The organism is Caulobacter sp. GW821-FHT09H08 (assembly GCF_059415885.1).
Window position 1 is genome coordinate 1,057,587 of sequence record NZ_JBWKOC010000001.1, and the last position, 11,357, is coordinate 1,068,943.

10 protein-coding genes and 1 pseudogene are annotated in these 11,357 nt (G+C 67.2%); 7 read left to right on the forward strand and 4 right to left on the reverse strand.

Features of this window, described 5'->3' with window-relative positions:
• Positions 1-47 precede the first annotated feature (47 nt).
• The 5 genes and pseudogenes from AC07NN_RS05210 to AC07NN_RS05230 form a co-directional block, all read left to right on the forward strand.
• A complete protein-coding gene (locus tag AC07NN_RS05210; RefSeq protein ID WP_494638125.1) occupies positions 48-1,967 on the forward strand; it encodes an ATP-binding protein in 1,920 nt (639 codons plus the stop codon).
• Between the two features lie 38 nt (positions 1,968-2,005).
• Positions 2,006-2,431 carry a DUF1801 domain-containing protein gene (locus AC07NN_RS05215; RefSeq protein ID WP_494638127.1) on the forward strand — a complete coding sequence of 142 codons (426 nt, stop codon included), beginning with the start codon at positions 2,006-2,008 and terminating at the stop codon, positions 2,429-2,431.
• 22 nt (positions 2,432-2,453) lie between these two features.
• Positions 2,454-4,514 (forward strand): alkaline phosphatase D family protein, encoded by a 2,061-nt coding sequence (locus AC07NN_RS05220; protein ID WP_494638129.1) that lies wholly within the window; start codon positions 2,454-2,456, stop codon positions 4,512-4,514.
• Positions 4,514-5,410, forward strand: a complete 897-nt coding sequence (locus AC07NN_RS05225; RefSeq protein WP_494638131.1) for a DUF1835 domain-containing protein — start codon at positions 4,514-4,516, stop codon at positions 5,408-5,410. Before AC07NN_RS05220 ends, AC07NN_RS05225 begins: the two co-directional genes overlap by 1 nt.
• A gap of 88 nt (positions 5,411-5,498) precedes the next feature.
• Positions 5,499-5,730, forward strand: a pseudogene (locus tag AC07NN_RS05230) (hypothetical protein); the annotation flags it as partial.
• 201 nt (positions 5,731-5,931) lie between these two features.
• On the opposite strand, the gene hfaD reads toward AC07NN_RS05230, so the two are convergent.
• From hfaD to hfaA, 3 genes are read right to left on the reverse strand one after another with little or no spacing between them, the layout of a single operon-like run.
• Positions 5,932-7,191 carry a holdfast anchor protein HfaD gene (gene hfaD / locus AC07NN_RS05235; protein WP_494638133.1) on the reverse strand — a complete coding sequence of 420 codons (1,260 nt, stop codon included), beginning with the start codon at positions 7,189-7,191 and terminating at the stop codon, positions 5,932-5,934.
• Positions 7,109-8,122 (reverse strand): holdfast anchoring protein HfaB, encoded by a 1,014-nt coding sequence (gene hfaB, locus AC07NN_RS05240; RefSeq protein WP_494638135.1) that lies wholly within the window; start codon positions 8,120-8,122, stop codon positions 7,109-7,111. The genes hfaD and hfaB overlap by 83 nt, the downstream gene beginning before the upstream one ends.
• Complete coding sequence (gene hfaA / locus AC07NN_RS05245; protein ID WP_494638137.1) at positions 8,119-8,562, reverse strand: holdfast anchoring protein HfaA; 444 nt, start codon at positions 8,560-8,562, stop codon at positions 8,119-8,121. Before hfaA ends, hfaB begins: the two co-directional genes overlap by 4 nt.
• A gap of 148 nt (positions 8,563-8,710) precedes the next feature.
• Between hfaA and AC07NN_RS05250 the strand changes: the two genes are divergently transcribed.
• Entirely contained in the window at positions 8,711-9,373 is a 663-nt protein-coding gene (locus AC07NN_RS05250; protein ID WP_494638139.1) for a rhomboid family intramembrane serine protease, read from the forward strand.
• 55 nt (positions 9,374-9,428) lie between these two features.
• Positions 9,429-9,860 carry a CBS domain-containing protein gene (locus AC07NN_RS05255; RefSeq protein WP_494638141.1) on the forward strand — a complete coding sequence of 144 codons (432 nt, stop codon included), beginning with the start codon at positions 9,429-9,431 and terminating at the stop codon, positions 9,858-9,860.
• Positions 9,861-9,957: 97 nt separating this feature from the next.
• Here the strand turns inward: AC07NN_RS05255 and AC07NN_RS05260 are convergent, their stop codons facing one another.
• Positions 9,958-10,389: an RrF2 family transcriptional regulator gene (locus tag AC07NN_RS05260; protein WP_494638143.1), complete on the reverse strand. Its 432-nt coding sequence runs from the start codon at positions 10,387-10,389 to the stop codon at positions 9,958-9,960.
• Positions 10,390-11,357 lie beyond the last annotated feature (968 nt).

Consider the following 11,357-nt stretch of genomic DNA (forward strand, 5'->3'; position numbering starts at 1 on the left):
GCGCGAGTTTGCTAAGGACCTGACCTTACGGAGCACAAGTACTCGCCTTGACGTCGAACGCGCAAAACATTGCTGCTTCTGATGTTCCCCCGCTGCTCGGCCTGGGTTTCGACTGCCTGCGCCGTCCGATCTGGGTCTTCGACGACGTCCGCAAGCGCAAGGTCTATGCGAACCGCGCGGCCCTGGCGCTGTGGGGCGCGGCCAGCCTGGACGCTCTGCTCGCTCGCGACTTCTCCGACCAGTCGCCCGCCGTGCGCGTGCGCATGGAGGACATCGCGGCCCGCATCGAGGGCGGCGCCATGGTCGAGGAGCGCTGGACCTTCTATCCCAACGGTGCGCCGGTCGCGGTGAAGACGGCGATCTCGCGCATCGTCCTGCCCGACGGCCGCGAGGCCATGCTGTTCGAGGGCGTGCAGGTCGAGGCCGACGCCGAGGAGCAGCGCGCCATCGAGGCGCTGCGCCACACCAGCGCGCTGGTCACCCTCTACGACGCCGACGGCTTCCGCCTGTTCGGCAACCCGGCCGCCCTGGCCAGCTATCCCGGAACCCGCGTGCGGTTCGCCGAGATCTTCGCCGACGGCGACGCCGGTGGCGAGCTGTGGGCCTCGGTCCTGAGCGGGGAAGCCTTTGAGGGCGCCTATCGCGTCATGACCGCCGGTGGCGACCGCTGGCACGGCCTGACCGCGCGCCGCACGCCCGACCCGGTCACCGGCGAGCCCTGCGTGCTGGTCAACGAAACCGACATCACCGAAGAGGTCGAGGCCCAGTCCGCCCTGGCCGAGGCGCGCGAGCGGGCCGAGAGCGCCATGGCCGCGCGCCAGGACTTCCTGGCCAATATGAGCCACGAGCTGCGCACCCCGCTGACCAGCATCCTGGGCTTCACCGACCTGCTGGACGGCTCAAGGCTGGACGGCGAGCAGCGCCGGCGCCTGGGCCGGATCCGTGACGCTGGGACGGTGTTGCTGGAAACCCTGAACGACGTCCTCGATTTTTCGAAGCTGGAAGCGGGCGGCGTGAACCTGGAGGCGCGGCCGTTCGAGCTGCGCGCGCTGCTGGCCAAGGCCGCCGGCATGTTCGAGGCCCAGACCATGTCCAAGGGGCTGGACCTGGTCGTGAACATCGACCCGGCTTGTCCGGATTGGCTGGAGGGCGACTGTGAGCGCCTGCGCCAGGTGCTGGTCAATTTCCTGGGCAACGCCGTGAAGTTCACGGGCGTCGGTTCGGTGACCCTGACCGCGCAACTCCGCGACGGCGCCAAGTCGGGCGTCGCGCGTCTTGAGCTGGCCGTATCCGACACCGGTGTCGGGGTGCCGGCGGCCATGCTGGACACGGTCTTCGAACGCTACGCCCAGGCCGGACCCGAGGTGTCGCGCAAGTTCGGCGGCACCGGGCTGGGCCTGGCGATCAGCAAGGAGATCGTCGAGCTGATGGGCGGCGCGATCGGCGTCGACAGCATCGACGGTCAGGGCGCGCGCTTCTGGTGCGTGCTGGACCTGCCCGTCGCCGCCGCGCCCGAGCGTCGCGAACCCGAGGCGGCGCGGACGTCGGCGCGGCCGCTGAACCTGCTGGTCGCCGACGATAACGAGGCCAATCGTGAGCTGATCGGAACCCTGGTCCGCGCCATGGGCCACGCGGTCGACGTGGTCGCCGACGGCTACGAGGCCGTCGAAGCGGCGCGCGACGGCGGCTACGACCTGATCCTGATGGACGTCCACATGCCGCGCATGGACGGCCTGACCGCCACCCGCGCCATCCGGGCGCTGGACGGGGAGGCGGCCCTGACGCCGATCATCGCCCTGACCGCCAACGTCTTGCCCGATCAGATCGCCTTCTATCGCGCCAGCGGCATGGACGACCACGTCGGCAAACCGATCAGCCCGCGCGAACTGCTGACCAAGATCGCCCTCTGGGGCGAGGCCCGCGAGGACGAGCGCGAGGGGCTTGCCACGGACGGCGCGCAGGCCTGACAGTCCTCCCCAGCGGTAGTCAGCCCGGGGGGAAGCGCGTGGCCGAGACGAAGACCAAGCCCACCGATGTGAGCGTCGACGCCTTCCTGGACGCCGTCGAGCATCCCGTGCGTCGCGCCGACGGCAAGACGCTCCGCGTGCTGATGGAGAGGATCACCGGCGAGCCCGCCGTGATGTGGGGCCCGACCATCGTCGGCTTCGGGACCTATCACTATCGCTATGATAGCGGCCACGAGGGCGACATGTGCCGCATCGGCTTCTCGCCGCGTTCGGCCAATCTGGTGCTCTATGTCGGCGGCTTCCCGGAATACGAGGCGCTGCTGGACACGCTGGGCAAGCACAAGCGCTCCAAGGCCTGCCTCTATCTGAACAAGCTGGCCGACGTGGACCTCGCCGTGCTCGAGGACATCGCCCGCCGCACCTACGCCACGACCGAGGGCGCCGATCACTGCCCAGTGTGCTGAAGCCAAACGACAGGGGCCGCCCATGAGGAACGATCGCCGGGAATTTCTGCGGACCGCCGCCGCCATGGGCGCGGTGCTCGCCTGGGGCGGGCGAGCGCGGGCCTCGCGCCTGGCGTGGCGCGAGCGCGAGGACCTCTATCCCGAGGGCGTCGCGTCGGGCGATCCGGACGCCAGCAGCGTGATCCTGTGGACCCGCAGGCCGTTCCCGACAGGCGACCGCCACATGCTGTCGGTGGAGGTCGCCGAGGACCAGACCTTCAAGCGCGTGGTGGCGCGGGCCAGCGCGCCCGTCTCGGCGGCGGCGGACTGGACCACGCGGGTGCTGGTCGGCGGCCTCAAGCCGTCGCGGATCTACTGGTACCGCTTCACCGACGCCGAGGGGAACGGCAGCCGCATCGGGCGCACGATCACCGCGCCGCGCGACGACGACACCCGCCCGGTGAACTTCACCTTCGTCAGCTGCCAGAGCATCAACGAAGGCAAGCTCAACGCCTATCGCCGGATGATCTTCGAGGACGAGCGGGCCAAGCCCGAGGACCAGCTCGGTTTCGTCCTGCACCTGGGGGACTTCATCTACGAGGTGGTCGAATATCCCGACGAGATCGCCACCCGCTATGACCGCACGATCTACGAGGTCACGCGCCTTCCCGATGGCGGCAAGGTCGGCAAGTTCCACTATCCGCTGACGCTGGACGGCTATCGCGCCGTCTATCGCGGCTACCTGACCGATCCCGACCTCAAGGACGCCCGCGCCCGCTGGCCGTTCGTGGCCATCTGGGACAATCACGAGTTCTCGTGGCAGGGCTGGCAGAGCATCCTGAAGCAGGGCGGCCCCGAGCGGCCTGGCCAGACCCTGAAGGTCGCCGCCAACCAGGCGTGGTGGGAATATCTGCCGTCGCGCTGCCGCAAGGCCGGAGGCGCGTCCTGGGAGACCTTCGAGGCTCCCGTCGTGAAGGACGTCAAGATCGAGACCTGGGACGCCAACGGCCTGGGCGATGAGCCGAACAACATCACGGCCGTCAACAGCTTGATCGGCTACCGCGCCTTCCGCTACGGGCGGCACCTGGAGCTGCTGATCACCGACCAGCACAGCTACCGCAGCACGGATCCGCTGGACTATCCCGACCTTGAGAAACTGGCCCCGGGCGACTTCCTGGGCATGTTCCAGGAGGAGGCGGCGCAGGTGCTCGACGGCGGCCGGGCCTTCAACGGCGGTCGTCCGCCCGCCGAACTCAGCTATGGCGGCGTCACCATCGCCAATCCGGCCAAGGACGCGCCGCCGCAGACCATCCTCGGCGTGGAGCAGAAGGCCTGGTTCAAGGCGCGGCTGCGGGCGTCGACCGCTACCTGGAAGATCTGGGGCAACTCGCAAGGGGCGCCGGATCGGCGCGCCGACCCGCAGAACATCCCGGCGGATCTGGCCAAGCCCTGGCCGGGCGGCTTCGCGATCATGGGGGCCGGCGACTACGGGACCGCCTATGCGGAGCGGACGGAAATCTACAACCTCGTCCGCGACGCCGGGATCACCGGCTTCGCGATCGTCTCGGGCGACCGCCACAGCTTTTGGGCCGGCTACGCCACGGCCGCGCTGCCGCCGGGCAAGTTCGAGCCGGTGGGCCTGAGCTTCGTCGGGGGCTCGCTGATCAGTCCGGGCGCGCAGGAGTCCTACGAACACCGGCTCAAGAAGGATCATCCTCTCCGGGCCCTGCTCCTCGCCGACCGCCCGGGCCAGGCCAAGCCTGACCCGACCTGCAACATGCTGATGAAGCACGGGGTGCGCTCATGCCTGGAGTACGCCAAGACCTTCGACCTGAAGCGCGCCCGGGCGCTCTCGAACCCCGACCTCGCGCCGCATCTGGAGTTCGTGGACCTCGGCGGCCACGGCTACAGCACGGTGCGGCTCAGCGCTGACGAGATGCGGACCGAGTTCGTCTGCATCCCTCGCCCGATCACCCGCAGCGAACGCCCGGACGGTGGCGATCTGCGCTATCGCGTGACCCACACCGCGAAGCTCTGGGCGAAGGGGGAGCGGCCAAGGCTCGTTCAGCAGGTGCTGGAGGGGGATCCCGGGCTGTCGATCTGATGCTGCATCTCACCAACGGCGACAGCGCGGCGGGCTCCCTGCGCGACAGCGGCGTGGCGGACAACGTCGTCGCCTGGCGGGATATCCTGCACGAAGGCCCCGTTCCGTCGGGCCTGACGCTGGAAGGCATGAGCGCGGTGCGCGCGCGTTTCCTCGCGGACTGGGACGGCGGATCGTTTCCGGAAATATCTGCCAGCTTCGCCGAACGCGACGACGCGCTCCGCTCGGCCCGCCATGTGGTGCTGTGGTTCGAGCACGATCTCTACGATCAGCTGCAGTTGATCCAGATCCTCGCGGCGCTTTCGGACGCTCCTGACGTCGTGGCCGAGATGATCTGCATCGATGCGTTCCCCGGCGTCGCGCCCTTCTACGGCCTGGGCCAGCTTACGCCGGCGCAACTGGCCTCGCTCTGGCCGGGACGGCAATCGGTCACCCCGGCGCAACGCGCGCTCGGCGCCAGGGCGTGGGAAGCCTTCACCTCGCCCGATCCCGACGCGGTTTCCAGGTTGCTCGAAACCGATCTCAGCGCGCTTCCGTTTCTGGACGCCGCCCTGCGCCGTTTGCTCGAAGAGTATCCCACGCCGCCCACCGGCCTGGGCCGCACCGAGCGACAGATCCTGCAAACGATCGCCGGCGGCGTCCGCAGCTTCGCCGACCTGTTCCCCGCCAACGCCGCGGCGGAGGAAGCGCCCTTCCTGGGCGATACGACGGTGGAAGCGCGCCTGGAGACGCTCATCCGCGCGCCCACGCCGCTCGCCACGCCCGAGCCCTATGCGCTGACCGACGCTGGCCGGCGCGTGCTCGCCGGCAAAATCGATGCGCGTGAGCTCAACGGCGTCGACCGCTGGGTCGGCGGCGTTCGCTATAGAGCAGATGCGGGTGGCCGAGGGGTGTAGTCACCCTCTCTCATGGAGAGGGGGTGATGTCTGGGACGAGCATTCGCGTCACCTTGTCCCCGGCCTTGTCAACCGCCGTACAGTTCCCCCACCTCGTCGCGAGGAAAGGGCGCATGGCCAGCGACCGTTGCGGCGGCGGGGGGTGATCGAGCGGGGCAGGGTCCGAGGGGGATACTCGGACGGTCCGGGGATCTGGTTGCTGGCCAGACCCGCCCGCCGTCGGCGTGGTTGAAGGCAAAAGGGTATGTCTTGGCCTGTAGTGGCCCGCCCTCTTCGACCTCTGGGAACTTCCGGAAACGGAGGCGCCCGGGTCCCGGTAAGGCCTGAACAGGGCCACCCGACGGGACGCTGGCGGATAACGGTCGCGCGGAGCGTGCGAGCTTCGTCGAAACGGTATTTCTCTACTCAAACTCCGGACGTCGTCCGGCGCTCCGCGACCCTTTCCAGACCTTCAGCGGCCGGCCGCGTGAAGCTGCGGAGCCGTGTCCGGTGCAATCGTCAGTTGGGGCGAGGGTAGGGGCTCAGTAGCCCGGCGCGCTGACCGTGAAGCTGGCGTTGTTGCCGATGGCCGTGGAGATACCCGTCACCTGGCGACCGCCGGAGCTGACCGTGGTGCTGGACCGCGAGCCGACATCCGCGCCGTTGGTCTGGTTGTTGGTCACGGTCATGCGGCCGCTGCATTGCGAGCAGACCGAGCCGGTCACGGCGTTGCCCATGGCGGTCGCGGTGGTCACGGCGTCATAGCCGTCGCCGCCCTGGAAGCTGGCGATCGCCTCGACGCCGCCGCCGCCGTTGGTCTGCAGGTTGTCGAGCACGATCTCGGGCCCGACATTGATCACCTGGGCCGAGTTGCCGGCCGCGTAGGCGTTGGTCTGGGCCGCGCCGAACTGGTACGAGGTCCCCTCGGCCTGACCCCGGACGTACGAGGTGTTCCACTGGTTGGACTTCACGTCCGCCAGGGGGCCTTCGTTGCTGACCGACAGGTTGTTGGCCGTGGCCGTCGCGGTCGTCGCGGTCAGGTAGCTGTTGCCATAGGCCGTGAACTTGCTGGCCTGGGTCACCTGGCTGGTATTGGCCTGGTCGGTGATGTAGCGGCCCGCCGACTGGTTGGCGCCTTCGATATTGATGTTGTTGCCGGCCGTGACGGCCGTGATTGCGCTGGTGCCGGTGACCTGGCCCACGATCGCGCCGCCGTCGGCCAGGACGTTGGCCGTGGTCGACTGGCTGATCCGGGCGCCGGCCGAGCCGTTGTCCAGGTTGACGCCCGCGCTGTTGCCCATGGCCAGGGTCGAGACCGTCAGGTCCTTGGCCTCGGCGTTGGCCGCCTCGACCTGGCCGCGCGCGGTCACCTCGGCCGAGTTGGTCTGGACCGCGAAGGCCGAGACCGTGCCGTTGGAAGCCTGGAACGAGGCGGCGTTGCCGACCGCGGTGCTGCGCACGGCGGTGGCCTCGCCGGCATTGGCGCCGACGTCGACGATCGTATGGCCGTAGACCTTGCCCTGGTTGTCCTGGTTCGACGTCACGGCCGCGTCGGCGTTGGTCACGCCGACCGACACGCCATTGGCCTGGGCGGTGGTGCTGGCGGTCACGCCTTCCGACACCGTCTGGACGTTGAGGGTCTGCTCCGAGAAGATCTCGCCGAGATTGATCTGGTTGTTGAGAACCGGACTCGGCGTGGTCGTCTGGGCGTAGGCCGGACTAGTAGCGGCCCCGCTTAGCATCACGGATATCGGGATCGCGGCGAGCGTTCCAGCGAGACGGGTCATCGCGGGTCTGCGCATTGTTCGTTCCCAGGTTGTTGTAGGCCGGCACGAAAGCGCCCGTCTGGCCGACCGTGGCGTCGCCGAACGGGTCGTAGCGCAGGCAGCTTTGCGGGCCGGGCATGCCGTAGAGGTTGGCGGACATTTCGACGGTGGCGCGCTCGATCAGGGCGCGGACCGCCAGCTGCATCGGCTCCAGCGCGCCCTTGCCGCCCGAGATGTCGAACAGGTTGCCATTGAGGAAGTCGAAGACGCCCAGGCTGACTTCGCGGCCGACCACCTGCTTCTGGTAGGAGATGACGTCGACCACTTCCAGCGTGCGGGTGTTCACCAGGCGCAAGTCCAGCGCGATATTCATCACGAACACCCGGCGCTTGAAGTTGCCCTTCAGGCCGTCGGTGTCCTTGTCGCCGACATAGGCGTCGATGCCCGCCGAGCGGATGTTGTAGTTCAGCTCGGTGATGCCGCCGACCACGTAGAAGTCCGAACCCGGCACCTGGCCGGCCAGGATCTTGCGGTAGTCCGCCGGCGCGTCGGGCGCGGCGTTCGGGCGGTCCGAGATCAGCTTGTTGTTGGCGTATTTGAGTTCGAATTCGGAGACCGAGGTGTCGAAGCGCTCGACCATCGGCATGCCGGCCTTGGCGAAGGCCGAGAAGGCCATCAACGAGGCGCCTTGGGTGATCTTGCGGCCCGAACCGTCGGACTCTTCCTTGCCGGTGTAGTCGGCGATGCGGCCGATCGCGATGCGCGGCGCGGCGACACGGTTGGCGCGGGCGTACTGGTTCAGGCAGACCAGGGCCGACGAATAGTCGGTCGGATTGGCCGTCACCGGCGCGGTGCCGATCGGGGTGGCGTAGTTGCCGGCGGTCGAGGCCGTGGGCACGCTGCCGCAGGCGCTCAGCGCCGCGGTGCTCAGCAGAGCCAGGACCAGGCCTGTACGCTTGATCGTCATTGGGGAGTCCCCGCCTTCACCACGTTCGAACCGGCGGTGACGTTTCCGTTGTTCACCTGGTTCGAATTGACGATGACCGTGTTGTTGTTGCCCTGGGTGATGACCGTCAGGTTGTTGCCGATCGCGGTCGAGCCGGCATAGCCGCCCACGCCGCCGACGCCCGAATAGGCGTCCAGCGAGCCCGAGCTGCGGCTCGACGAATAGACGCTCTGGTCCGCGCCGGTCAGCATGACGCCGTCGACCACGACCCGGTTGCCGTTCGCGTCGCGGGTCGAATACTCGACCATGCGGTTCTCCTGACCCGAGGAGCGCCCGTAGCCGGCGTTGAAATTGGCCGAGTTGGTGGTCATCGTCTGCGCGGCGGCGACACCGCCGGCGCAAAGCGCGGCGATAGCGGCGACCGCCGCGACGCTACGAGTTTTCTTCCGATGCCAGGCCATAAGTGGCTCCGCGAACTGTCGACACGGATGGGCAAGCAACCCTCGTGCCAGAAAGGTACAGCCTCAGGTCTAGCCGACAGGTCGAGAAAAAATGGTTAAGCGCCCCGCCGTGGTTCGAATCGTCGCGGAACGCCCTAGATAGAAGCCCATGAGCGATCAGCGTCCCGAACCGATCTTCAACGCCCCGTGGCCGGCCTTCGTCGTGGCGGCCGTGGTTTTCCTGCCCTGGTTCGTGGTGGGCCGGCTGAGCAACGAGGTCCTGCTGTCGTTGGCCTTGATCCCGGACGACCTCTGGCAAGGGCGCTGGACGGGCCTCGTCACGTCGCTTTTCGTGCCGAGGGGCCTCGCCGGCGCCAGTTTCGACGCGATCTTCGCCCTGGCCTTCGGCGCGCCGCTGGCGCGGCTGATGGGCGTGAATGGCCGGGGAGGCGGCATTTTCTTCCTGTTTTACCTGACCTGCGGCGTTCTGGCGGCGCTGGGCTATGCGATCGTGCGACCGGACTCGGCGGTTCCGGTGGTCGGCGCGGCCGGAGCCGTGGCCGGGCTGATGGGCGGCGCCTCGCGCACCCTGGGGCTGGAGCCGGGCTCGTTGAGCGTGCTGGCCAGTCCCCGGTCGATGGCGATGGCGCTCGGCTGGGTGATCGTCAACCTGGTGATGGCGGTGATCGGCACGCTCATGAACCTGCCGCCGGGGGCCCTGCCGTGGGAAAGCCAGCTGATCGGCTTCGTCGCCGGCGCGATCCTGGTCGAGCCGTTCGCGCGCTGGGCCTTGCGCGGACCGGGCGGCCAATCCAACGCCGATCCCCATTGATCAAGAAGGCGCTTTGCGAGACCCTTGTTTCCTGAAGAACGAGGGAGAACGCGCAGTGCTGGTTTCTCAGATCCTGAAAGACAAGGGCGATCTCGTATTCACGGCCTCCCCGCAGGAGACCGTCGGCGCCGCGGCGGCGCTTCTGCATACAAGGCGGGTCGGGGCGATGGTGGTCGTCGACGACAAGGAAGCCGTGGTTGGCATTCTTTCAGAGCGGGACATCGTGCGGATGATCGCCAAGGAGGGGGCAGGGGCCCTCACCAAGCCGATCAGCGGCTGCATGAGCTCGAACGTGATCTTCGCCCAACCCGACGAGACGATCGACGCCCTGCTGGAGCGCATGACCGACCGCCGCATCCGCCACCTGCCGGTGGTGAGGGGCGAGCGCCTGGCCGGGATCATCTCGATCGGCGACCTGGTGAAATACAAGATCAACGAGGCCCAGGCCGAGGCCGATGGGCTGAAGGCTTATATCGCCGCGGGCTAAGGACCCGCGGTGTGATCCTCGCTACCGCTTCGCGGCTTGAGCAAGGATCACGTGGAGGCGCCTCTATATAGAGGCGTCTCTATATAGAGAGATCGGCTTAGCTCTGGATCAGCTCGGCGCCGGCGCCCTTGGCGGCGTCGGCGACGCTGTAGCCTTCCAGCACCGCGGCCGTGGCGTCCCGGGCGCGTAGCAGGGCCTCGCGCAGGGCGCAGGTCACAAGGTCCCGACAATCCTCGCAGCGACGGAAGGCGGTTCGGCTGACGCACGGCGTCAGGGCGAGGGGGCCGTCGACCAGGCGGATGATCTCCGCGAAGCTGATCTCCTCGGCCGCCCGACCCAGCACATAGCCGCCGAACTTGCCGCGCCGGCTGGTGACCAGGCCTTCGCGCGACAGGGACAGGAGGATGGCTTCCAGGAACTTGCGCGGCGCATCGGCGCGCTCGGCCAACTCGCCGGCGGTCACCTGGCCCTCGGCGCGGGCCAGTTCGATCATCGCGCGCAGGGCGTAGCGGGCCTTCTGGGACAACATCGACGCCGGTTACCTTATAGAGAGAGCGCATCCACGTGTGCGGACGCGCGCTCATAAAGAGTGGTCAGCCTTCTGATGGAGGCTTGGCCGGTGCGCAAGAGCGATATGACATCGTTCATGCACAGGGGAATGGTCGGTCTGGGGATGAAATCGCGATTCCCTGCTTGCCGGGTGGGGAATGGGCCTCTAGAAGCCGCCCCTCGCTTCGGGGCCACGGCCCACCGGACGAAACCTTGGCCTTCGGGGCTTGCGTTTTGGAAAGTGGATCGCTAAGTTCCGCAGCCTCAATCGAATCCCTTCCGACTTACGGCGCTCCAGTGCGGCGCGCCTCAGTCAGTTTTTGCGCTCTAAGTCGGCTCCGGCCGCGAAGAAAACAAAAATGAAAAGGGCGGTTGACCCGGGAGTTCTGCTTCGTTAGAAGCCGCCCTCCCAGAAATACGAAGGGTCTCGCAAGAGTTTCCAAGTATTTCGAAGCCGGGAAAGCTTCTTTTTCTTTTGAAAAAGACACTTGACTGACCTCGGTGACTTCTTTAGAAGCTGCCGGCTCCGCAGAAAGCCTTCGGGCCGAACGGTGGAGTAAGTCAGAAAGTTTTGAAAAAAACGATTTGACACGGAATTCGAGGTTCGCTAGATAGCCGCCTCCGCCGACACCGGGCGCTAAACGGTGGGGTCGCTCCGGCGGTTCGGGTCTTTGACATTGTTGATTTGGAAAGAGAAACGCAGGCGGCGGCGCTCTGGCGGTAGACTTCTGGTCTACCTTCGACGCTGACAAATGCGGTCTCTTGAAGACACCATTAATACGGTGGCCGACTTTGGTTGGTCATTGTGTGATGGGAACTCGTCAAGAAACTATGCAAACCAGATACCTGGTTCTGGGTTTTCCCCCGGGACTGGAAGTCTGATGTCAATGTCAACTCAACCTGAGAGTTTGATCCTGGCTCAGAGCGAACGCTGGCGGCAGGCCTAAC